The organism is Maritalea sp. (assembly GCF_047634455.1).
Lineage (GTDB): Bacteria > Pseudomonadota > Alphaproteobacteria > Rhizobiales > Devosiaceae > Maritalea.
In genome coordinates, this window is sequence record NZ_JBLIAI010000024.1 from 17,065 (window position 1) to 40,640 (window position 23,576).

Consider the following 23,576-nt stretch of genomic DNA (forward strand, 5'->3'; position numbering starts at 1 on the left):
TTAGGGATAGTTTGCGAAATGAGGGTGGGGTGTCAAGTATTTGGTTTACTTGTGTCTTTTTTAGCACCGATCGGCAACGTAACCCTCGCCATCCCCGTGCGCGACACAGTTGGCTTTGACGCCAAAGTACGCGGCCAAAGTGTCAGATCATCAATATTGATCCCGCGCTCATGCAGCGGTACGCGTTGAGGTTTGTTCATGGTGAGGCTCGTGGCGCTTTTCCGTAAATTGGTAAACTGTCACCGCAATTTAAAGTTCAGGATTTATAGCTGTTCGCTCAAAATCCCAGCCAGTCAATTTGTTATCGAGAAAAAACTGCCGGAGTTCGTCGGAACAATAGTAATAAATGCCTTGCCGGTCCGGCCCGCGCCACAGATGTTTGCCCGCGATTGCTGACTGTTTGAGCACAATTGGAAACGGACATTTTGAGGTTTGCGTGCGGGTAATAAACTTATTGCGCACGCCAGCTTCATAGCCGGTACCGCCGACAAATTGGGTTTGGTCGTAATCAAGCGCGTCAAGTTTTTGGGAGATAACGACATAATAATATCTACCAAATTCGACCTGTCGGTCCTCGCTCACCACATCTACTGGCAGGAACTCATGAGTATTAGGTTCCAGCTCTTCCATTTTTTGCTTGATCTCTCTGTTCATGAACCAAGGCCCGATACGATTGCCAAAAACGCTTGTTGGCGGCGCCTGCATGTCTTCAGCTTTGCGCCTATCCGGGCGCCCGCCATCTTTTAATGTAATTACAGTAGCTGGAAAATTTGCTCTATCAGCATCAGTGATTCCCTCCGCCAAATAAAAGGGGCGCTGCGCCGAAATCTCAGATAATGGGCCTTCAAAGGCATAGGTCATTGTTTGTTCGTTACTGGTGAGTTCAATTTTGTATGCCATCGTGCACTCGTTTGCTGCTGTTGCGCCTGATTTGTCTTTTCCATGTTCTTCACTTGAAGACAATGAACTGTCTATTGGTCGAGTCTGAGATATTTGGGGAAGCGAAGACTGCTTGTTCTGAACTGCGGATACAGAGCCGCCACAACTGGTAAACACGTAAAACTATCCTCTAAAAAACATAAAATTCAACATTTACAAATTTTGAGCAATAGTTTGCGAAATGAGGGTGGGGTGTCAAGTATTTGGTTTACTTGTCTCTTTTTTAGCACCGATCGGCAACGTAACCCTCGCCATCCCCGTGCGCGACACCGTTGGCTTCGACGCCAAAGCCCGCGGCCCAAAAATCAGCTTTAATGTTGTTGGGCAGTTTTAGAATTTTGAGGTTAGGGCTTGCCTAGGCTTGGAATTGATCAACTTCCCATTCGCCAATTTGAGTTGCAAGCCAGCTGAAAATCGAACGTTTATCGCAAACCTTTCTGCCTAATAAGCACCTCTCTTCTCAGAAACTATACAATAAACACATAAAACCTACCAGAATTCGCAATTTTGCGTTAGAAAAGTATATATCCTAGGTTTTTTAATATTGGCTGCTGTGCGGTTTACTCGTCACCTTAGATGAGCTGGTTGAGTATCGACCATCGATTTCTGGGAGGAAAATATGAAATCAATTCGTTATACCGCTTTAGGTCTCGCCTTGGGTGCGACCACTGCTTTGAGCGCTGTTGCTGGTGAGCTGACCATTGCCACTGTGAACAACGGCCACATGATTGAGATGCAAAAGCTGACGCCTGAGTTTGAGAAAACGCATCCGGGCATCACCGTGAACTGGGTAACATTGGACGAGGGCACTTTGCGCTCTCGAGTGACCACGGACATTTCCACAAAAGGTGGTCAGTTCGACATCATGACCATCGGCATGTATGAAGCGCCAATTTGGGGCGAGCGCGGCTGGCTTGAGCCACTCGAATTTGACGCAGATTACGACGTTGACGATCTTTTGCCCGCGATGCGTGATGGGTTGAGCTATGACGGCAAGCTTTATGCAGCGCCGTTCTATGGTGAAAGCTCCATGATCATGTATCGCAAAGACTTGTTGGATGCCGCTGGCATGACCATGGAAGATAATCCAAGCTGGGATTATGTGGCAGAAGCTGCCGCAGCGATGACCGACAAAGACAATGGCGTTTACGGCATTTGTTTGCGCGGCAAGCCGGGCTGGGGCGACAATATGGCGTTCCTCACCACCATGGCCAACTCGTTTGGGGCCAAATGGTTCAATGAAGATTGGACACCTGATTTGGACAGTGACGCGTGGAACAATGCTGTTACCAAATATGTTGATCTTTTGACGAAATATGGCCCTCCAGGATCAGAAGCCAATTCGTTCAACGAAATTTTGGCCCTGTTTAACGAAGGCAAATGCGGCATGTGGATTGACGCCACAATCGCGGCATCCTTTGTGACCGATCCAAGCCAGTCAAAAGTTGCGGCTGAAGTTGCTTTCGCTCAATCGCCTGTTGAAGTGACCAATAAGGGCGCGAACTGGTTGTGGGCGTGGGCATTGGCAATACCGGCTGGCACCAACCAATCTGAAGATGCGAAATCCTTCATCGAGTGGGCAACATCTAAAGAGTATATTGAACTTGTTGCCGCCACCAATGGTTGGGCATCTGTGCCAACAGGCACGCGGATGAGCACTTACGAAAACGAAGACTTCCGCAATGCGGCAGTTTTTGCGGGTGCTGAAGTGAAGGCCATTCTGTCGGCAAATCCAAATGATAGCACATTGGAGCCATCCCCCTATGTGGGTGTTCAATTTGCGGCGATCCCAGAGTTCCAAGCCATTGGTACTGTGGTTGGTCAGCAAATGACAGCGGCACTTGCGGGCGACATTACGGTTGAAGAAGCATTGGCTAATTCCCAGGCCGCTGCGGATCGTGAAATGCGCAAAGCCGGCTATTATTGAGCCAACTAGAGTGTGGGGCGGTCACGGTGTGGCGGCCCCATTTTTTTGTTTCCAACAATGGGAGTGAGCAGATGAATTCGACGCTATCCAGATGGCTGCAAGCACCAAGCGTCATCCTTTTGTTGTTATGGATGATCGTGCCGCTCAGCATGACCCTTTATTTTTCGACCATTCGCTACAATCTCTTATATCCCGAGCGCGGTGGGTTCATCGGGCTTTCGAACTACGAATATTTTTATACCGACCCCGCCTTTTGGCCCGCTTTGTTGAATACTTTGGTTCTTGTGGGTTCGATTTTAGCGATCTCAGTTGTTTTGGGCCTCGCCATTGCCCTGCTGATTGATCGCCCATTTAAGGGCCGCGGGATCGTGCGGGTGATGTTGATATCCCCGTTTTTCATCATGCCAACCGTTAATGCGTTGATCTGGAAAAACATGATGATGAACCCGATTTATGGGCTCTTCGCCGTGATTGCCCAGTTCTTCGGGCTTGAGCCATTTGACTGGTTGTCCAAAGCGCCGTTGCTCTCGATCATCATCATTGTGAGCTGGCAGTGGACGCCGTTTGCCATTCTGATTTTCATGACGTCGCTGCAAAGCCAAGATCAAGAGCAAAAGGAAGCCGCCACCCTTGATGGCGCGGGTTTTTGGGCGCAGTTCATCAATCTAACGCTGCCGCATTTGGCGCGCCCAATCGCGATTGTGATCATGATCCAGATGATTTTTCATCTGTCGATCTTTGCCGAGATTTTTGTCACCACAGGTGGCGGCCCGGGCACACAATCAACAAATCTGGCGTTCCTTATTTTCTCTCAAGCGCTTCAGGGGTTCGACATTGGTGTCGCTTCTGCTGGTGGTGTCTTTGCAATCATTCTTGCCAATATCGTTGCCTTCTTCTTGGTGCGGGTTATTGGCAAAAGCTTAACGGTGTAGAACGATGACGGATAAAGAAAAGACTATCCTTAGAGACCGGATCGCCATATTTGCCGCTTGGATTGTGGCGGCGCTGTTCTTCTTCCCGATTTTTTGGATGGTATTGACCAGCTTTAAAACCGAACTTGAAGCCATTGCGGTGCCACCGAGCCTGTTTTTTGAGCCAACGCTGGACAATTACGCCCTCATTCAAGACCGCACGGACTATTTCAAATATGCCATGAATTCGGTCATCACTTCGATTGGCGGCACCGCGCTTGCCATGTTGATTGCCATACCGTCTGCCTATGCGATGGCGTTCAGTCCGGGCAAATACACCAAAGATATTTTGCTTTGGATGTTATCCACCAAAATGCTGCCCGCCGTTGGCGTGTTGATGCCGATCTATTTGATCAGCCAAAAACTTGGTTTGCTGGACAGTAAAACTGCGTTGGTGATCATTTACGCATTGATCAATCTGCCGATTATCATGATGATCCTGTTCAACTATTTTCGTGAAATCCCGAAGGAAATTCTTGAGGCGAGCCGGATGGATGGCGCATCAACTTTTGCCGAAATCACCCAAGTGGTTATGCCGCTGGCGTGGGGCGGTTTGGCGTCCACCGCTTTGCTGTCGATTGTTTTGTGCTGGAACGAAGCTTTTTGGTCGATCAACCTAACATCGGGCAATTCTGGAACCTTGGTGGCACTGGTCGCCTCGTTCTCAAGTCCTGAAGGGCTGTTTTGGGCAAAGCTTTCCGCTGTTTCAACGCTCGCCTGCGCACCAATTGTTGTGTTTGGTTGGGTGAGCCAACGCCAGCTTGTGCAAGGTCTAACATTTGGAGCGGTCAAGTAATGTCCATCGTTCGCCCTGAAATTGAATATGTTGACCGCACCACGCGCTCCATTCGTTATTTGGAGCATGGATGGCCGACAGAGCTTTGCCGGTGGCACAGCCACGAAGAATACGAACTTCATTTGGTGGTGGCGACGCGGGGAAAAGCATTTGTTGGCGACTATATCGGTGACTTTAACCCCGGTTCGCTTTATCTGACCGGGCCAAATTTGCCGCATAATTGGATCACCGACAAAGTCTGGACCCAAGAAGTTGCGACCCGAGATATGCTGGTGCAGTTCAACCAGCAAAATATTGATGAACTTTCGGATGCATTCCCCGAATTTCAGGAAATGCAGCCGATGTTTGAGTTGGCGCGTTCTGGTATTGAGTTCGTAAATTTTGACCCAGAAGTTGCTAAATCTGCCTTTGAAGCTATTCGCGATGCCAAAGGGGCAGAGCGGATTGTGGCCTTCCTTCGGTTTTTGGTGCAAGCAAACGAACACCAAGAAAAGAAAGCCCTGTCGGTTGTCTCAATCACCCAACCCCAAGGTAACAGCAAGCAGGTGCAAATCGGCAAAGTGGTTGATTATATCGTCAAAAACTTTGCTGACGAATTGTCGGTGGAAAGTGCGGCGGCAATAGCTGGCATGAGCCCCACAGCCTTCTCGCGCAATTTTCAGGCAGTGACGGGCAATAAATTTGTCGAATTTGTGAACCGCGTGCGCATCGGACAGGCGTGCAGCATGCTCTATGCGACGGAAAATCAGATCACGTCCATTTGCTATGAATCCGGGTTTCAAAACCTGGCGAATTTTAATCGGCATTTTTTGAAAATGAAAAAAATGACCCCTTCAGCCTATCGAGAATTAGCGCGGGATGAGTTGACGCCGCAAAAAAGGGCAGCCCTGTGAGCACCAAGACCGCTGCTGAATTATATCAGACAAATTATGCGCAATCTAATTGCGAGATCGGCATCGTCCATTTGGGCTTTGGTGCATTTCATCGCGCGCATCAGGCTGTCTATATTGACGATTATATGCAAAAAAGTGGTGACCTGAACTGGGGCATTGCGGCGGTGAATTTACGTGCCGCCGAGGCAAAGGGTTTTGCGGCCTCTGCCCAAGCTAATGACGGCTATATTCTAAAAACTGTGGAGCCGAATGGCACCACTGCGCATCGGCGAGTGCGCTCGCATGTGCATTTTGCTGATTGGCATAAAGACGCCCAAATGGTTGAAGGCCTGTTGGCAAAACCATCGGTAAAACTCGTGACCATAACAGTGACCGAAAGCGGCTATTATTTAGACAAAGACGGTCGATTAGATCTGAAGATGTCGGCCATAAGCGACGAGATGGCGGGCGAGGAAAAGAGCACCATATATGCCTATCTTGCGGCGGCCCTCGCGCGCCGCGCGATAGAAATTGACGAGCCGATTACCATTGCGTGTTGCGATAATCTTCGCGGCAATGGCCACATGTTGCGACGCAACTTTTTAAACTATCTCGTGGCGGCCCAACAAACCGAGCTGGCGGATTGGGTGCAAACTAATGCAATCTTCCCCAATTCGATGGTCGACCGTATTACCCCGAGAAGGTCGCCCGAAGCGCAAGAAAGTGTGCAGGCGATTTTTGGGGCGAATATTGGCGAGGTCATTCAGTCTGAGGCCTTCTCGCAATGGGTTATTGAAGATAATTTTGCCAACAAAATGCCCGCTTTTGCTGCCGTTGGGGTGGAAGTGGTGGATGATGTTGACCCTTATGAAGAAGCAAAAATCCGAATTTTGAACGGTGGCCACACCTGCTTGACCTATTTTGCTGCGCTTAAGGGCCATGCGACATTTGATCAGGCGATGGCAGACCCCGAACTTGCAGCCCATTTTGAGGGATTTGAGAAACTTGAGGTGCTGCCCGCATTGCCTGAGAACTTGCCGCTAGACACAGCTTCCTATCTCAAAAATGTGACCTTGCGGTTTTGCAATAAGGCGATTGCGGACTCGGTGGAGCGCATTTGCGCGGACGGGTTTGCCAAATTCCCGATTTTTATTCGCCCGACAATTGAGGCGCGGCTAGAGAGCGGAAATATGCCTACCTATGCGATCCGCTCGATTGCCAGTTGGTATTGCTTTGCCCGCGCTTTCAAGGATGGGCGGGCGACAATTGATTATCTTGAGCCCAATTGGGCCTCGCTTTTGCCCCTAATCGAAGTGGGCAATGTGCAAGGTTTTTCGACCTCAACGGCTTTATGGTCGGACCTGCCCAAACGGTTCCCTGAATTTGCAAAAGTGCTATTTGAAACAATCACAGAAATGGAAAAACCATGGCCAGTGTAACCATTCGCGGTGTGCGGAAGTCTTACGGCGATATTCAAGTTATGCATGGCGTCGACTTGGACATTGGCGACGGCGAATTCGTAGTTTTTGTTGGCCCTTCGGGCTGCGGCAAGTCCACCTTGTTGCGCATGATCGCCGGGCTTGAAGACATCAGCGATGGCACGGTGTCCATCGGTGACCGCGTGGTGAATGAAGTTGCGCCCTCCAAGCGCGGCGTCGCGATGGTTTTTCAAACCTATGCGCTTTATCCCCATATGACGGTTTATAAAAATATGGCATTTGGCCTGAAGCAAGCCAAAACGCCACAAGACGAGATTGACCGTCGGGTGCGGGCGGCGGCTGAAGTGTTGCAAATCACCGATTATCTTGAGCGTTCGCCGCGCAACTTGTCAGGTGGGCAACGTCAACGGGTGGCGATTGGCCGGGCGATTGTGCGCGATCCAGAAGTGTTTTTGTTTGATGAGCCCCTTTCGAACTTGGACGCATCGCTGCGCGTGCAAACCAGACTTGAAATTGCGCGCCTGCATCGCCGCCTGAAATCTACAATGATTTATGTGACCCACGATCAAGTTGAAGCGATGACCTTGGCGGATAAAATTGTGGTGCTGCGCGACGGAAAGGTCGAGCAAGTTGGCGCGCCCATTGATCTTTATGAACGACCGGCGAACAGGTTTGTCGCCCAATTTATCGGCAGCCCAAAGATGAACTTTTTCGCGCATAAAGATGTGGCAAGTGCTTCCGCTTTGCCAAAATCAGTTTCTGTCGACACCCAAATTGGCATTCGGCCAGAACATTTGGTGGTATGTGAGCCGGGTGAAGCTTTGGTTTCCGGTCGCATTGAGCTGGTCGAACAGCTTGGCGAATATGCACTTGTCCACTTGATGACCAGCAACGGCACTGAATTCATCGCAAAGATGGAAAAACCACCAGTTGAGGGCATAGACGGGTCGCTGAGTTTTAACGTGGTTCCAGAACTTGTGCACTTTTTTGATGTGAAGACGGGTCTGCGCTTGCCCTAAATGTGTGCAATTGTTGTGCACAGCACTTGCGCCAAGCCCGCCTGCTGCAGCGTTTCTAGGGATATATTACTGATCGGATGTGTGTTGTTGCGCACGTCCAGTGACATATTGATTTCACACCAGAATTAAGATCAAACATGATATTTTATAGGGAAATTCTCCACTTATACGATCAGATATGACCCTATTTAGTATGGATGTGAATATTGTCTGGGCGAACCATAGAGAATATGCTATCTTATGTGATATGTTCTCCCGGTTTTCGCAAATAGTAACTCACATATGATATCATGAAAATAGATTATTTGACACCAGAAGCGACCATCCTCAAAGAATTGGGGCAACGCTTGGCGCGCATACGTAAACAGCAAGGCACGTCGCAAACTCAATTGGCACAAGAAGCCGGGTTGGGCGTGGCCACATTGCGCCGCATTGAGGCGGGCCGTGATAGCCAGATGGAATCATGGTTGAAGATCATGAAATGCTTGCGCATGGTGTCGGCAATTGATGCTTTGCTGCCCGAAACGTTCAATTCTCCGCGGGCTCAGGCCCTTTCAGCAGCGAAACGCGGCAGGAAAAGGACAGAAGCAAACCCCGCACCCATCAAATGGGGAGATCAGCAAACATGACAATTGCCAGTGTCAAACTGTGGGGCACAACCATCGGCTATGTGGGCATGGAGACAGGGGAGCGGTTTGCTCGATTTGAGTATGATCCAGATTTTGTGGGGTTTGGCATAGAACCCGCGCCGATCATGATGCCGGTCCGCGACCGACAAATATATCAATTTGCCGATCTGCATCCGCGCGCGTTTCACGGCATGCCGGGCATGCTGGCGGACAGTCTCCCAGATAAATATGGTCAACGGCTTATTGATGTGTGGCTGGCGCAAACCGGGCGTAACCCCGAAACCTTTAACGCTGTGGATCGCTTGTGCTACACGGGCAGGCGTGGCATGGGCGCACTGGAGTTTGAACCCTCACAACGTCCAGACATGGACCATGGTAAAATTTTGGAGGTTGAGGACCTGACAAAACTTGCCTCCATGGCCTTTGCCAACAAAGAAACGCTGGATGCAAAGTTCACACAATCAAGAGCCGGGGAGGCCTTGCTTGACATTTTAAGCGTCGGCACCTCCGCTGGCGGCGCGCGCGCCAAAGCGGTGATCGCCTTTCATCCTGAGACCAAGCAGGTCCGGTCTGGGCAGCTGGATTTGCCTAAAGGGTTTGAACATTGGCTGATCAAATTTGATGGGGTTGAGTTTAACGGCGATTGGGGCGTTGCCGACCCCTCAGGCTATGGCTTGCTGGAACATAGCTATTATCTAATGGCGAAAAAGTGCGGCATTGAGATGATGGAAAGCCGTATATTTGCAGAAAATGGCCGCAACCATTTCATGACCCGGCGCTTTGACCGCACCGACGACGGCGACAAGAAATATGCGCAAACCTTCGCGGCGCTCGCCCATTATGATTATTTCCAAAGCGGCCATTATTCATACGAGCAGCTGTTCATGCTGATGAAGCAACTCGGCTTGCCAAAGTCAGCGATGCTCGAACAATTTCGCCGGGTGGTGTTTAATATTGTTGGCTGCAACCAGGACGACCACGTTAAAAACTTTGCGTTCATGATGGACAGAAGCGGCAAGTGGGACCTGTCACCAGCCTATGATTTGTGTCACGCGGAAGGCAGCACCTTCACCCGTTTTCATCAACTCAGCATCAATGGCAAAACTTCGGATTTTACCCGCGCCGACCTTAAACATTTAGCCGAATATGCCGGGCTGCCGCAGCGCAAAGAGGTGCAGATTTTAGAGCAGGTGCAGGACGCGTTCAGCACTTGGGCAAGCACCGCTGACGAGCTCGGCATTCCTGAGGCGTTGAAGAAACATGTGTTGAGAACGCTAAGGCTGAGTTTGTGAGTGATGTGAGGACAGAGAGGTGAGGTGCCTGCATACAATTACCCAAACAAGCCCAACTAAAAATCGCATGCTGGTTTCGGTTTGTTTCTCAAGTGCACTACGGCCCTTGATGATGAGAGCGTTTCTTTTTCCTCAGAACCGAACCAGAAATGGAATGGCAAACGTTTTGCCACTTCTCAATTGAACGAGCCTTGAAACAAAGTTGCCCCGTCTCGTGATGAAAAAAAGAGAAGTGATCGCAACTTTGTTGCTCATTAAGGTCCACACGGAACGCACCCCTATGCGAGCCGAAAAAGATTAGCAAAATCAAAGAGTTAAAAGCACAAATTGAAGACTGTGGTGGCATGTTTTTTTTGACTAGTGATTTCAACGAGTTACATACTGCTGGTACCAGCAAAACAGGTGCAATTATGCCTTGGTACCAGCAATTTGTCCCGCTGGTACCAGCATTTGACAAGATTCTAGCGCTCTTTTTGTGCGGCATTTTTCTGCTTTTCTGTATCGACAACCTCGCGCTGTTGCTCTTGGTGCAAGCGAAGTTTTTCCCGAAGATCGGGCATACGAGGTGTGTCTAAACTTGTGGTTTTGGCCAAAGCAATTTGCTGTTCTTGGGACAATTGATTAAGGCGTTGAAGCGCCCGTTGAATTTCTTTTTCACCCTCGGCGCTTGAAGCTACAATCATTGACTGAATGATCCCCCAACGATCCAGAAACGAGAAATTGATAAACTTTGCCAAAAACTTGTATTCTGAAGATGAAAGGAACAAACCATGGCAACAATGAATGTATCGCTACCTGACCCGATGAAAGCGTGGGTGGAAGAACAGACCCGTGACGGAGTGTATAGCAATGCCAGCGACTATGTGCGGGATTTGATCCGCAAAGATCAAGAAAAGCGCATGGCAATCGAAGCATTACAAAGGGCCGTAACTGAAGGCATACAAAGCGGTGTGGCCCAGCCGTTTGACTCAGCTGCCTTTAAACGTGAAATGCATGCAAAATATGCCGACCGATAAACCGACACATTATCGGCTCACGCCAAAGGCTGTCGATGATCTTGAAGGCATTTGGGAATATACAGCAAAACAATGGTCTCTCGCACAAGCCGACATTTATATCGATGGGTTCCCAAAGCTTTAAAACCATCGCGTCAACGTCCTTGATTGCAAGGGAGCGGACCGAATTTGCGCCCCCCATTCATATCCACCCGCACGACCGTCATCTGATAATCTATGCCATTTTGGACGACCACATTGCCATCTTACGGCTTTTGGGTGGTCAGCAAGATTGGCAAGCCGTTTTGCAAAAGATGGACAGTTAGCGTTTTTAAGTCATCCGCTACGACCCTTGAAATCTCAGCGATTGTCATGGACATGGCAAAAGCGGCCGGTTTTGAAGTTACCGAACATCGGTTGCTTCAGGCGGCAGGGTATACGATAGTTCTCTCTCGTCGGTTCGATAGAATTCATCATGATGGTGATGATCATCGCATTCCATTCATGTGCGCCATGGCGGTCACTTTTCTCTGCGCACGCTGACGTAACGAAGGAAGCGCCACCGGTTTGAGCGGCCCGGTCGAGCGATGAGGTTCAAACTCGTTGACGAGGCGAAATGTGAATTCCCCATCCACCGTGGTTGGAGGCAGCGATGAGACAGGCCAATATGATAGTTAAATTGCAAGATGCTATCGAGCCGCAAGTGATCCGGACGATGAGAGAGCAAAACAAAATACTGGAACGTGCTATGAATCCATTTGGCTGCCATTAATGGTGTTGAGAAATAGTGGCAAAAACACCCACGAGTAGGCGCATCCTATTGATCTGGGAACAAGCCCGGCATCCATCGCCCGGCAAGTTGCGCCGGAAATGACAGTTTTAAGGGCGCTCGGGTGCTGCTGGAGGAAAGTGCGCAGATATCAAGTAAAGCCGATGTTACGCGCCGCGCCGCGCGATCACTCATTCCGAGAAGATCAACCGCTTGCGCGCGCGATAGCTCTCCTTGAAACAGGACGGCGCGCATCACAATATCAGATTTTGCTGGAAGTGTTCCGGCGCGGATTTCTTCTTCTGTCCAGATCAATATTCGATCCCGCAGGCGTTCGGGCTTCATCAAATCTTCCATGAACTGCACCTGATCTATGCAAGTCGATAAGAAGAAGCGCGCGAATTCAGCCAATGCACTTTCACTCAGATTGCCGCGCCCATCTCTGTCCCCATGTCGAGGATGGTCGCAAGCCGCTAGATGTTGCTTATAGACACTTTCGTTGCGGGCTAGACCTCTGGCGACCGACCAGAGTCCGCGCGTATCCAGTGATTTCCTGAGCATTGCATAAGACATCAACCGAGCAACACGCCCGTTGCCATCCAAGAATGGGTGCACCCATAACAAGCGATGGTGAGCATAGGCTGCGGCAAGGATGGACTCTATCCGCCCGGTGCGGGAATAAACGTGATCAAATCGTTCCAAAAACCTAGGTATCGCACCGGGGCTGATGGCCACATGACGGCCAACCTCGACATCGCGTTCGCGAAGCGCTCCGGGAACTACTGGGATTTTTTCTCCTGTGGTCTTGTTTTCGACGAATAGCAAGTCCGGTGGCAAGAGTTCACAAAACCTAAAGTGAATATCTTTGATAGCGTCTGCCGACGTAACAGATTCTGTTAGCCCGTCCTCATCAATCCATTTTTGCACAGTGATGTGGGATTTGGCTTCCAGTTGAAGGTCGCGCTTTTTAGGGTCGGTGCTGTAGTCATCCTTTAGTGCGCGTTCAATATCTATCGGGTGTGTGTTGTGCCCTTCAATTAGATTGCTGTAATAGCAGTTCATCGAACGCACGAGGTCGGCCAGGGCTGTAGCTATTGAATCTGGCAGACTGGCGCGGAATGAAGCGGTTTTTGTTGATAGATCAAGTGCCAAGTCGTTTAACTCGGCACGTGCTTTTGACCCCTCGCTTACAAGCAATGGTTCAAATAGTGATATGGTTTCGTGATCATCTCTCATTTTTTGCCTGCATTATGTCCGGTTCGATGTCCGCTTTATCGATCTGTTTAATTCATATACAGCATACACTTAAATCAAAAATAATAAAAGATTTGCCTGAAAGTGTCCGGTTTATTGTCCGCTTGGGCTGTGCGGTCTATTCAGCAAATTGGCCATTAGGCGATAGGCCCCGGGGACAAGCTGATCCAATTGATGATGCAAAATTAGGCTTGTATGCGTATGGCGACCCTTGCCAAATCTCCCTGAAAGAAGGGATCCTTTTAAAGGGGTTTCGCCCGCATCTGCCATAGAAACTAACGTTTCGTATTGGCTGTCCCATGTTGACGCAAAGTAAAGTCCACGCTCTTTGTCCCAACCTTTCCAGTCCTCTGCCGTGATCTTGTTGGGGCCATTGAGCAAGGGATGCTCTGGCAATAAAGTTTGGACTTCAGCATTTTGATCTGTCACCCGCCAACGCAAGGATGGTTTGCCAATCGTTATGGGTGCGAGTGCGGTATTTTTTGAGTCCCAATTGTCCCAAGGGCGGTGATAAAGGGTGACAAGGTTTCCCCCCGCGTGCACCCACTTGTGAATAGTGCTAATCTGTTTTGCAAACGCCGGGCGTGTGCGCAAGGCGAACACGCCGACCAAAATCGTGTCAAATTCGCTAAAATCGCCTCTTTGCAAAGTTTCATCACTTATCTCAGAAATGTTGAAACCAGCTTGATTAAGCCAATAGGCGGATCTATCGCTGCCGCCTGAAACATAGCCAATTTTACCGGTAGGCAATTGTAAATCGAGGGCCAACACGCGGACTTCAGCGGTTTGTGCATAGGTCATTGCCCCGGTATGTGGGTAAAACATGCGGTGTTGAAAAGATGTCTGTTTGTCATCAAGTTGTACAACTGCTTTGAACAGGCCAGCACCGCTATTGCTGTTCTTTGAAATACTGATCTGGTCGTGCGTGCATTCCACATCAAATGGGATGTCCGCGCTGATCGACAGAGAGGCGCTCGGCGGCGATTTTCGTTCCACACGAGCCTGGATGGTTTGGTCGGTTTGAAGGTTGAGGATGAGAGCGGTTTTATCCAACATCACTTCGTGGGAACTAACAATGTTAAGCCGTTCTTCAGCTTCTATGTCGACGCTAAACTTTTGGCCACTTTCCTCAAGGTGCATCCGTACAAACAATTGTGAATTTGAACGGTTCGGATACCACTCATCTGGAAGCGGGTCGGATGGTTCCTCGTTGTTGGGAACATCAACATTGAACGTCTGATTTGAGGTTTTGGTGATTGTCCACCCTTTAGGTGCAATCAACTCAAAATCTGGAATATCGCCTGCTGGCGCGTGAACCGTGCAGATAATTTTCTCGCCGGGGCGCACTTCGTAGGTCGACAATTCAAGGCGAAGGTTCTTATCGCCTGCCAAGAATAGCGCTTGGCTAAGTTGTTCGACTTTGGCCAGCAAACGGTGTTCGATCTCGGCTTTTGCAGGTTGAGAACAAGCGGCCAATGCGGTGCGAACATCTTTTAGCGCAAACGCGCAAGAGGCGCGAATCTCTTGATAATTGGGCCACTGGGTTAGGGCTGCATCAATGTGACTTTGTGCGGAGCTTAACATGTTTGCAAGTTCGGGCGCGCCAGCAAAGTCCGCCAAATCTGCCAGCGTGCGGGGTAGATTGTCTAAAATTGAGGCCTCGTCGACCGCGTACCCTTCTGCCGCCCAAGCTAGATTTAGCGGCCATTTGATTTGTGCGCCCGCTTCATGCCAATTGCCCATGCCTTGTGTCATGTGGAAACTGCGTGATACTTCGCCTATTTGAGAATAATCCATGCCCAAAACAGGGTCGCTTCCACTGCCATCAATTGTAACGGTTTTGGGTGGAGGCGGTAGATCATCGTCATAGGCATCGCCTGCGCCTGACCACGCTGGTAAATAGAGTTTTTTCACCTGCCAAACATCAAGCCCTGCTTCTGGATTATATGTGGGGTCGGCTGCAAGTTTTACAGCTTTAAACGCACTTTGTGTCATCGCACGGTGATGACCATGTTGCCCAGGAACATCTAAAAAGGTGACGGCAATCATGTCGGGGCGTTCTTGTCTTAGGATGTGCACAAATCGCTCGAGCGTACGTTTCTCACCCCAAATGCTCAGCGTTTCTTCCCCGCTTTTGGAAAACCCAAAGTCGCCAAGCGGGTCACTCGGTGTTTGGCAAAGCCAATATTGGGTCATGTTGAGCACTTCAGCTGCACGTTCCATCTCGCGCGTGCGCACGATGCCCAGTTTCACCTTTGTCTCAGTGCCAATAGCATTTTGACCGCCTTCGCCGCGCGTCGAACAGGCGTGAGAGAGTTTCACCCCGTCTCTAAACCCAATAGCTGCGATCATGCGTGATGTTTCGTCATCCGGGTGAGCGCCAGTATTCATAAAGGAGGCGACCGACTTTAGGGATTGAAGGGCTTTCCAAAGTTGGGTGGCTTTTGGGTGGGCATATGCCTGTTGCAAGCGCTCGCCGTCAGAAATGCTCATTTGTTGTTCGCCTAGGCTAAGGTTAAATGTGAAGGTGTAATTGTTTGATGAATGACCATAGCTGCACCACCAATGGCGGCGGTTTGTCGGCCCGAAAAGCCACGCACCAAGCGCGCAATCTGGCGATCAGCACGGTTAGAAACCGACCCAACCGGCAACTCAATTCGCTCAATAAGGGCATCAATAACTTTGTCGGGCAGTGCGCCCCCCAGAATAATTGTTTGCGGATCATACAAGTTTTCAAGCGTACCAATAACTTGCGATAGATGCCCCCCAGCTCGATCCAGCCAGTCCAGCATGTGCGGGTTTGCCTCTTGCAGCAAATTTGCAAAATCGGCACTCGTTGAAAGATCGATGCCAAACTTGTGCATATATTGGATCGCTGCAAATCTACTGGCATAGGTTTCTAAGCAACCTTTGTTGCCGCAGGCACATTGGTTGCCCTGAAACTGGGTAATGATGTGCCCAATTTCACCCGCATTGCCATATGCGCCGCGTTGGATATGCCCGTTAGAAACCACGCCAAGGCCAATGCCTGCCCCAAAATAGACAAAGCAAAAATCGTCCAACCCCTTTGCAACACCGGCAACACGTTCAGATACTGCAGCGGCGGTCGCATCGTTTTCAATCAAAGTTGGGCAGTTTAACGCTTTTTGGAAAATCTCCTGAGGGTCAAGATTGTCCCAACCCGGTAATACCGCTTCGCCCGCATTGGTAAGGGCGGTTTGCCCAAATGGCCCCGGCATTACAATACCAACCCCCAAAAGGTTACTGCGGTCGCGTTTTGTTTCATACATCGCGTCTTCCACCAACTGCAAAATCTGCGGCACAGCTGTTTCTGGATCACCAACGACGCTGGTTATTCTCTTAGAATATGACAATTCACCCGACAGGTTGAGCAATGCAACAACAATTGCATCTGGACGCAATTCAACGCCAATAGCGAACGCACCGTCCGGATTGAAGCGATATAGCAGCGCCGGTTTTCCCCGCACGCCGGTCTTGTGACCGTCCGGTTTGAGCAACCCTTGGGATTCCAAAACAGCCGTAATATTGGAAACGGCTTGAATGCTCAAACTACAGCTGCGGGCAATCTCAGCACGTCCTGCCGGCTCATTTGTGCGCACATATTCAAGCACAACGCGTTGATTGTGGTCTCGATTGCGTGCCGCATTACCGCCCACGATACCATTAGGCATATTTTTTCCGATCAAAAAATTATTTACTCAACCAACTTGAGTTAAGTATTGATTTGTTTGCCCAAATGGTCAACACTTTGTCTCAATCAGCCGGAAACCAACCTAAGAGTCTGTCAAAAAATTCAACTATATAATTGAATATTATGACTATTTCTGTGCTGAGGTGAAATCGATAAGGAGGAGATCGAAATGACTTCATGGAAGAAAAAGCTACTCGGGTTGACCACGGGCGCGGTTGTTGCCATGTCATCTGGAGCCAGTAAGGCTGTAGAAATTGAATATTGGCAGTATATTTTTGATGCGCGAATTCAAGCGATGGACATTCTCATCGAGAAATTTGAAGCGGCGAACCCTGATATCACCGTCAAGCAAACCACATTCCCTTACGCTGACTATCGCACAAAGGTCGCCGCAGCCATTCCAGCTGGCGAAGGCCCGGATGTTGTTCAACTGTTTTATGGCTGGTTGAACGATTATGTTGATGCAGAGCTTATTACGCCGCTGCCAACAGACATGTTCCCACCAGAACAAATTGAAGCTGAATATTTCCCGATGGTTCAGGCCATGAAACGGGATGGCCAATATATGGCCTTGCCGACAGCTGTTCGCTCACTCGCCTTGTTCTATAACAAACGCCTATTTGCAGAAGCGGGCATTGAAGGACCGCCAAAAACACTTGATGAGTTGGTTGAAATTGCGAAAAAACTCACCAAAAAAGACGCCTCAGGCAACTTAACCCAAGTTGGAATTACAACAGGCATGAACGCGCAGGATCATCACTGGTTCCGTGAAGTACTTGTTCGCCAGTTTGGTGGAGAGCCATATGATGCCACTAACACCACTGTAACTTATGCTGATGCTGGCGGTGCTGCTGCGCTCAAATGGTACACAGATCTTCAAACTGTACATCAAGTCACAAGTTTTGGATTTATGGATGAGCCACAAGCCGCTTTTAAGGCTGGTCGTGCTGGAATGCACATTGATGGGTCTTTCCGCATTGGTGCATTGGAAAGCACACGCGGTCTTGAATGGGGCGTTGCAGAACTTCCAGCCGGTCCGGATGGTTTGAAATCTAACTATTCAAGCTATTGGGTAAACGCACTAACTTCAAAAGCGACAGGCGAAAAAGCAGAAGCTGCGAAGAAGTTTATTGCGTTTATTACGACAGATGAAGCTATGCAGATTTGGCTTGATACAGTTGGTGAATTGCCAGCTAAGCCTTCAGCGGGCCTTACCGACGCAAACAAGATGAACCCAGTGTTTGGACCGTTTATTAGTGGTTTGGGCTACGCAAAAACAACTGTTTTTGCGGATGAATCCGGTCAGCGCCAGGTGCTGATGGATGCAACACAGCGTGTTTTCCTTGAGGGTCAATCCATAGAGGACGCAATCGCTGCGGCTGCTGCTGAAGAGCAAAAAATCCTAGACGAGTATTATAATTAAGCTTTGATCTTGGTGTCCCCCCAATTTGGGGGGGCACTTGCTCGTTTGGAGAAAATTATGAATTTCTACGGTGCGCTGACCATCAAGCAGAAACAAGTGGTTTGGGCATGGACTTTTCTAGCCCTGCCAACGATCTTTTATTGTTTGATCCGCTTTTATCCCACCCTTAACGCCATCACTCTGTCTTTTCAGGAGTGGAACCTCTTGGGCACGCGCACATGGACGGGCATCGACAATTATACAAAACTGTTTGCCGATCCTGTATTTTGGAAAGTGTTCAAAAACACTTTCATCTATTTGTTGCTTGGCACCCCAATTAGTCTCTTGATCTCGTTTGTCATTGCCTACAATCTGGACAAGGTCCGGTTTATGCATGGCACGATCAGAGCTTTGTATTTTCTACCGTTTATGACCTCAACTGTTGCGATGGCATGGTTATGGAGATGGTTCTATCAACCCGTGCCGATCGGTTTGTTCAACAATGCATTGGCCACGATTGGTATTCCACAAATTGAGTTTTTGAACTCAACCACATGGGCTTTGCCATCAATTCTGGCGCCCGCCGTTTGGGCTGGTCTAGGTTTCCAAATTATCATTTTTATGGCTGGATTAAGGGCCATACCGCAAACATATTATGAAGCAGCGCGCATTGATGGGGTAGGGTCTTGGACTATACTTTGGCGTATTACACTGCCGCTTCTTAAGCCAACAATTGTATTTCTTGTTGTGTTGTCGTCGATCGGCTTTCTGCGAATTTTCGATCAAGTCTTCAACATGACAACAAACAATCCTGGCGGTCCGCTCAACTCGACCAAGCCTTTGGTCTTGATGATCTATCAAACAGCGTTCAGCTCGTTCGATATGGGTTATGCCGCTGCGCAAACTGTTGTTCTTTTCACTGTCTTGCTGATCGTGAGCCTGACCCAACTCTATATTATGAGGGATAAGTAAGATGGCAAAATCAGCAAACATTAAAGGCTCTTCGGCCACGCTCGATGCCGCCAGAACTGTTCCCCGCAAAAAAGACATCGATGTGGGGCAGATCGTGCGATGGACCCTGTTGTTTGGCGGCGGCATTCTGATGGTTCTGCCCATCGTTTATATGCTGTCCACATCCCTGAAATGGCCGCACGAAATCTACAATCTGTCGATTATTCCAGACGAGCCAACGCTGGATAACTATGTGTATGTTTTAGAAGACGGTCGTTTTTATAGCTGGTTCTTCAACTCGCTAATCATCGCTACCGCGACGACAATTTCAGCGGTGATATTTGACTCTCTTGTCGGGTATGTGCTTTGCAAATTTGAATTCCGCGGCCGATTGATCGTTTTTGTCGCCATTCTTTCAACACTTATGATTCCAACCGAAATGTTGATTATTCCTTGGTACATGATGGCAAAAACTTTTGGCTGGTTGGATAGTTATTGGGGCATCATGTTCCCCGGTGTGATGACGGCTTTTGGCACATTCCTGATGAAGCAATTCTTTGAGACAGTGCCGGATGATTTCATCGAGGCTGCTCGAATAGATGGCTTGAACGAATTTGAAATCTGGTGGCGCGTAGCAATGCCAATGGTCACACCAGCTCTAGCCGCCCTGGCGATCTTCATTTTCCTTGGAAATTGGACCGCGTTCATCTGGCCGCTCATCGTGACCAACAGTCCAGAGCTGTACACATTGCCGGTTGGACTAACCACGTTCAGTGTCGAACAATCTGTGGAATGGGAACTGATAATGACAGGTGCGGCTTTGGCGACGATCCCAACGTTGATCGTCTTTCTGATTTTCCAAAAATACATCATTCGTGGTGTCGTTATGGCCGGTCTAAAGGGATGAAGGACAACACCAAATTTCCAAATGAGACCTACAAAGACACTGTCTTGGCGCCGCTTTTTGAAGGGGCGAAGGCGCATTTTGTGCAACCAATCCGGGCGATCAATCAAGCCCATCTGGTGATGCTCGTCGAAACAAAAATTGTCGATGCACAGACCGCTGCAAAAATCGCAAATGCATTGGTCGATATTGACCAAAATGTTGATGTGGACGGTTTGAGCTACACAGGCGAATTTGAGGACTATTTCTTTCTTGTTGAGGCAGAACTCAAGTCTCGACTTGGGCCGGACATAGCCGGCGCTTTACACACCGCCCGCAGCCGCAACGACATGGATCACACTGTGTTTAAGCTGGTGCTGCAACGGCGCACTGACGATTTGCTCGCACTGGCCCAAAACTTAGCCGATCAAATGATCACAACGGCGCAGCGGGAAAGTGGGACACTAATTGTTGCCTATACCCACGGGCAACCAGCCCAACCTAGTACGTTTGGGCATTATTTGGGCGCGGCCACTGAAGTACTGTTGCGCGACATTGAACGCTTAGAACTTGCGCGGAAATCCTTGGATAAGTGCCCGATGGGTGCCGCAGCCATTACAACTAGTGGGTTTCCGATTGATCGTCACCGCATGGCGGATCTGCTTGGGTTTAGCGCGCCGCTGGAAAACTCCTACGGGTGTATCGCGTCGGTCGATTACGTGACCGGGCTTTATTCTGCGATGAAGTTGTTATTTTTGCATCTGGGTCGCTTGGTGCAGGATTTCCAGTTTTGGAGCGCGTTTGAAGTTGGCCAGCTCTATGTGCCAAATAGCTTTGTTCAGATCAGCTCGATCATGCCGCAAAAGCGCAATCCGGTTCCAATAGAACACTTGCGCTTGCTATCGTCTTTAACTGTTGGTCGCTGTGACACGATGGTCAACAATATGCACAACACCCCCTTCACCGACATGAACGATAGTGAAGGGGAGGTTCAACAGGCCGGATATGCCGCTTTTGAGAGCGGGGGCCGCGTTTTGCAGCTTCTTGGGGCATTCATTCCAGCCCTTTCAATCAATGCAGATAAAGTGCGCCAAAACACAGATGCGTCCTGCATCACGATTACCGAGCTGGCTGATACGCTGGTGCGCATCGACGGGTTGTCCTTTCGCCAAGCGCACGAAGTGGCGGCGCAAACTGCAAAGTCAGTGATCGCAAAGAACGTTGGTTTGGCGCAAGGGCACAAGGATTTCTTGGCGCACTTTAGCGAACTTGTGGGTCAAAAATCCAGTTTAGATCTAGGGGCCTATCAACGCGCGGTCAGTGCTGAAAACTTTGTAAAAGTTCGAGATCGATTTGGCGGACCGGGCCCAAATGCGTTGCGCGCTTCGCTAAACGGATATGAAAAGCAGATAAAGCTGTTCAAGGAAAACCTCGCAGCTAACCTTAAAAAACAACAGGTGGCAGCTGACGAACGTGAAAAATCGTTCAGCCAGCTAGCTTCTAAAAGGGGAGATTGAGGTGGCAACTGTTTCACTCAAAAAACTGACGAAAAGATACGGTAAAACTGAAGTCCTTCATGGCATAGACCTCGACGTGAGTGACGGCGAGTTCATTGTTTTTGTTGGGCCTTCTGGGTGCGGTAAATCAACGACGTTGCGCATGCTGGCCGGGCTTGAAGAGGTCAGTGAAGGCGAAGTTTTGATTAACGATAAGGTGGTCAATAATCTGGAACCCAAAGAGCGCAATATTGCGATGGTGTTCCAAAATTACGCCATTTATCCGCACATGAGTGTGCGCAAAAATATCGGTTTTGGTCTGCACACGGCAAAGTTGCCTAAGGACGAAAAAGCAAAGAAGATCGAAGACGTTGCCGCCTTGTTGAGCATGACGGATCTGCTTGACCGTAAGCCCTCACAATTGTCGGGCGGCCAACGCCAAAGGGTTGCGATCGGCCGGGCAATGGTTCGCGACCCTGCAGTATTTCTATTCGATGAACCTCTTTCTAATTTGGATGCTCAGCTGCGCACGCAAATGCGTTTGGAAATCAAAAAACTGCACCAACGTGTCGGGACAACCATCATCTTTGTGACCCACGACCAAGTCGAGGCCATGACGTTGGCGGATCGAATTGTGATCATGAAAGATGGTTATATCCAACAGGTTGGAACGCCTTCGCAAGTTTTTCAAAGTCCAAAAAATATGTTTGTCGCCCAGTTTATTGGCGCGCCTTCCATGAACATGTTGCCAGGTCAGCGCACCGATAAAGGCGTGCAAATTGCTGACAATCTAACCATAGAAATACCAAGGGTTACCCAAGTTGACAGCATCACGGTTGGTATTCGGCCAAGTGCATTGGTGCCGGTCGCGGACGGGGCTCCATGTTTGATGGAGGGTACGGTATTGCTTGTTGAACCATTGGGAACCGAAACTCTACTTTATGTCCAGGTCGGCGATAATGAAGTCATAGCCAGTGCCCCCGGCCGTCAGCACCCGCAAAGAGGCGATTTCGTGCGTTTGAATGCCGCAGCCGATGAAATTCATTTCTTTGACACTCAAACTCAGAATTCAATTCTGTGAGTGCTGCTAAGTCTGGCAAGGTTCTAGCCGTGGGGCGGGTGTATTGCGATTTCGTGTTTTCCGATTTTGCGCACATGCCTGTGCTGGGTGAAGAAGTTTACGCCGATAAATTTGGTGTTCATGCGGGTGGCGGCGCTTTCATAACGGCGGCACATCTTGTGGGCTGTGGAAAACACACGGCGCTTTGTGCTGTTTTGCCAGCTGCCCCTTTTGATGCGCTAATTCACGATGATATTATTGCTGCAAACATTGATGTTGGCCCTTGTGTCATTGCATCGCCCGAATGGGGACTTCAAACCACCATTGCCATGGCGCATGATGGTGATAGAGCATTTTTGACAAGAAGGGGTGGTTTTGCGGTCCCTGCCGCCTGCCAAAATGAAATTTCAAGTGGCGAATACCGCCACCTGCATATCGCTGAGCTAGCAACGCTGATCGAATGCCCGCAGCTTTTGGATTGGGCGAACCAAGCACACCTCACAATTTCCCTGGATTGCTCATGGGATGAGGGCGCTATGCATCATCGTGACGCCATAAAACTAATTTCACGAGTGGATGTGTTTTTGCCAAATCTTGCCGAACTGCAGTTTATTATGCGGGCCGATGCGATTGTGGCTTCAGATGTCAGCGCGACATTTGGTGAAAGCTGCCTTGTGGTGGTCAAAAAAAGTGCAGATGGTGCGTCTTTAATCCAAAATGGCAATCAAATTCATTCGCCTGCAATTGCGGGCGAAGTGGTTGACACAACTGGCGCCGGTGATGCGTTTAATGCGGGTTTCATCGCTGCATGGCTTAATGGCAACAACTCATCAGATTGTTTATTGGCTGGCAACAAACGAGCCGCAATCTGTGTCGCTGGGCTTGGTGGCGCTTCATCAAAAAGCGGCAATGGCGAGCAAGAGTTTTCACAGTTGAAAACGACATCGATGTAGTCGAGAACAAATGTCGTATTTAGTTTTGCCAACTAACCCCTTGGCTCTGACGTCAGACAGTTTTTACAAGGTACGCAATATCAAAGAGTTCCATAAGATAAATTATGCGAAATTTTTGTGTAAGCGCAATTTAGTAATGTCTCACATTAGCAAGTTAGAAATGTCTCATCAAGTCGATTTATCAGTTTACGGTGAGGCATGCAAATATGGGATTGTT

Annotated in this window: 23 protein-coding genes; 17 read left to right on the plus strand and 6 right to left on the minus strand. The window is 49.2% G+C overall.

The window, feature by feature from the left end; translation table 11 throughout:
* Nucleotides 1-32: 32 nt before the first annotated feature.
* Both ACJAZW_RS08130 and ACJAZW_RS08135 read right to left on the minus strand, forming a co-directional pair.
* Complete coding sequence (locus tag ACJAZW_RS08130) at nt 33-200, minus strand: hypothetical protein (protein ID WP_415156892.1); 168 nt, start codon at nt 198-200, stop codon at nt 33-35.
* A gap of 49 nt (nt 201-249) precedes the next feature.
* Nucleotides 250-900 (minus strand): imm11 family protein, encoded by a 651-nt coding sequence (locus ACJAZW_RS08135; protein ID WP_415156894.1) that lies wholly within the window; start codon nt 898-900, stop codon nt 250-252.
* A gap of 658 nt (nt 901-1,558) precedes the next feature.
* Here ACJAZW_RS08135 and ACJAZW_RS08140 point away from each other — a divergent pair.
* The 8 genes from ACJAZW_RS08140 to ACJAZW_RS08175 all read left to right on the plus strand — a co-directional run bounded on the left by ACJAZW_RS08140 (nt 1,559) and on the right by ACJAZW_RS08175 (nt 9,884).
* On the plus strand, nt 1,559-2,866 hold the full coding sequence (locus ACJAZW_RS08140; protein ID WP_415156896.1) for an ABC transporter substrate-binding protein: 1,308 nt from the start codon (nt 1,559-1,561) through the stop codon (nt 2,864-2,866).
* 71 nt (nt 2,867-2,937) lie between these two features.
* A complete protein-coding gene (locus tag ACJAZW_RS08145) occupies nt 2,938-3,798 on the plus strand; it encodes a carbohydrate ABC transporter permease (protein WP_415156898.1) in 861 nt (286 codons plus the stop codon).
* Between the two features lie 4 nt (nt 3,799-3,802).
* On the plus strand, nt 3,803-4,633 hold the full coding sequence (locus ACJAZW_RS08150; RefSeq protein WP_415156900.1) for a carbohydrate ABC transporter permease: 831 nt from the start codon (nt 3,803-3,805) through the stop codon (nt 4,631-4,633).
* A complete protein-coding gene (locus ACJAZW_RS08155; protein ID WP_415156902.1) occupies nt 4,633-5,526 on the plus strand; it encodes a helix-turn-helix domain-containing protein in 894 nt (297 codons plus the stop codon). Before ACJAZW_RS08150 ends, ACJAZW_RS08155 begins: the two co-directional genes overlap by 1 nt.
* Complete coding sequence (locus ACJAZW_RS08160) at nt 5,523-6,944, plus strand: hypothetical protein (protein ID WP_415156904.1); 1,422 nt, start codon at nt 5,523-5,525, stop codon at nt 6,942-6,944. The genes ACJAZW_RS08155 and ACJAZW_RS08160 overlap by 4 nt, the downstream gene beginning before the upstream one ends.
* Nucleotides 6,932-7,963: an ABC transporter ATP-binding protein gene (locus ACJAZW_RS08165; RefSeq protein WP_415156906.1), complete on the plus strand. Its 1,032-nt coding sequence runs from the start codon at nt 6,932-6,934 to the stop codon at nt 7,961-7,963. The genes ACJAZW_RS08160 and ACJAZW_RS08165 overlap by 13 nt, the downstream gene beginning before the upstream one ends.
* Before the next feature lie 290 nt (nt 7,964-8,253).
* Nucleotides 8,254-8,592 carry a helix-turn-helix domain-containing protein gene (locus ACJAZW_RS08170; protein WP_415156908.1) on the plus strand — a complete coding sequence of 113 codons (339 nt, stop codon included), beginning with the start codon at nt 8,254-8,256 and terminating at the stop codon, nt 8,590-8,592.
* Nucleotides 8,589-9,884 carry a type II toxin-antitoxin system HipA family toxin gene (locus tag ACJAZW_RS08175; RefSeq protein ID WP_415156910.1) on the plus strand — a complete coding sequence of 432 codons (1,296 nt, stop codon included), beginning with the start codon at nt 8,589-8,591 and terminating at the stop codon, nt 9,882-9,884. Before ACJAZW_RS08170 ends, ACJAZW_RS08175 begins: the two co-directional genes overlap by 4 nt.
* Before the next feature lie 461 nt (nt 9,885-10,345).
* Here ACJAZW_RS08175 and ACJAZW_RS08180 read toward each other — a convergent pair whose 3' ends face one another.
* Nucleotides 10,346-10,567, minus strand: coding sequence for a hypothetical protein (locus ACJAZW_RS08180; protein WP_415156912.1), 222 nt, complete (start codon nt 10,565-10,567; stop codon nt 10,346-10,348).
* An 87-nt stretch (nt 10,568-10,654) separates the two neighbouring features.
* On the opposite strand from ACJAZW_RS08180, the gene ACJAZW_RS08185 reads away from it, so the two are divergent.
* From ACJAZW_RS08185 to ACJAZW_RS08195, 3 genes are all read left to right on the plus strand, one after another.
* Complete coding sequence (locus ACJAZW_RS08185; RefSeq protein ID WP_415156914.1) at nt 10,655-10,900, plus strand: type II toxin-antitoxin system ParD family antitoxin; 246 nt, start codon at nt 10,655-10,657, stop codon at nt 10,898-10,900.
* A complete protein-coding gene (locus tag ACJAZW_RS08190; protein ID WP_415156916.1) occupies nt 10,887-11,024 on the plus strand; it encodes a type II toxin-antitoxin system RelE/ParE family toxin in 138 nt (45 codons plus the stop codon). The genes ACJAZW_RS08185 and ACJAZW_RS08190 overlap by 14 nt, the downstream gene beginning before the upstream one ends.
* Nucleotides 11,025-11,116: 92 nt before the next feature.
* A complete protein-coding gene (locus ACJAZW_RS08195; RefSeq protein ID WP_415156918.1) occupies nt 11,117-11,422 on the plus strand; it encodes a hypothetical protein in 306 nt (101 codons plus the stop codon).
* Nucleotides 11,423-11,696: 274 nt separating this feature from the next.
* On the opposite strand, the gene ACJAZW_RS08200 is transcribed toward ACJAZW_RS08195, so the two are convergent.
* The 3 genes from ACJAZW_RS08200 to ACJAZW_RS08210 form a co-directional block, all read right to left on the minus strand.
* The gene (locus ACJAZW_RS08200; RefSeq protein WP_415156920.1) at nt 11,697-12,884 is read right to left on the minus strand and encodes a Fic family protein; all 1,188 of its coding nucleotides are present in this window, start codon (nt 12,882-12,884) and stop codon (nt 11,697-11,699) included.
* Nucleotides 12,885-12,995: 111 nt separating this feature from the next.
* Nucleotides 12,996-15,395 (minus strand): PIG-L family deacetylase, encoded by a 2,400-nt coding sequence (locus ACJAZW_RS08205; RefSeq protein WP_415156922.1) that lies wholly within the window; start codon nt 15,393-15,395, stop codon nt 12,996-12,998.
* 11 nt (nt 15,396-15,406) lie between these two features.
* On the minus strand, nt 15,407-16,594 hold the full coding sequence (locus ACJAZW_RS08210; protein WP_415156924.1) for an ROK family protein: 1,188 nt from the start codon (nt 16,592-16,594) through the stop codon (nt 15,407-15,409).
* Between the two features lie 189 nt (nt 16,595-16,783).
* Between ACJAZW_RS08210 and ACJAZW_RS08215 the strand changes: the two genes are divergently transcribed.
* The 6 genes from ACJAZW_RS08215 to ACJAZW_RS08240 are packed head-to-tail and all read left to right on the plus strand — an operon-like array spanning nt 16,784 to nt 23,359.
* Nucleotides 16,784-18,037, plus strand: a complete 1,254-nt coding sequence (locus ACJAZW_RS08215; protein WP_415156926.1) for an extracellular solute-binding protein — start codon at nt 16,784-16,786, stop codon at nt 18,035-18,037.
* 57 nt (nt 18,038-18,094) lie between these two features.
* Entirely contained in the window at nt 18,095-18,988 is an 894-nt protein-coding gene (locus ACJAZW_RS08220; protein ID WP_415156928.1) for a carbohydrate ABC transporter permease, read from the plus strand.
* 1 nt (nt 18,989) lies between these two features.
* Complete coding sequence (locus ACJAZW_RS08225) at nt 18,990-19,874, plus strand: carbohydrate ABC transporter permease (protein ID WP_415156930.1); 885 nt, start codon at nt 18,990-18,992, stop codon at nt 19,872-19,874.
* Complete coding sequence (argH, locus tag ACJAZW_RS08230; protein ID WP_415156932.1) at nt 19,871-21,367, plus strand: argininosuccinate lyase; 1,497 nt, start codon at nt 19,871-19,873, stop codon at nt 21,365-21,367. The genes ACJAZW_RS08225 and argH overlap by 4 nt, the downstream gene beginning before the upstream one ends.
* A 1-nt stretch (nt 21,368) precedes the next feature.
* On the plus strand, nt 21,369-22,427 hold the full coding sequence (locus ACJAZW_RS08235; RefSeq protein WP_415156934.1) for an ABC transporter ATP-binding protein: 1,059 nt from the start codon (nt 21,369-21,371) through the stop codon (nt 22,425-22,427).
* On the plus strand, nt 22,424-23,359 hold the full coding sequence (locus ACJAZW_RS08240; protein WP_415156936.1) for a carbohydrate kinase family protein: 936 nt from the start codon (nt 22,424-22,426) through the stop codon (nt 23,357-23,359). The genes ACJAZW_RS08235 and ACJAZW_RS08240 overlap by 4 nt, the downstream gene beginning before the upstream one ends.
* Nucleotides 23,360-23,576: the final 217 nt, after the last annotated feature.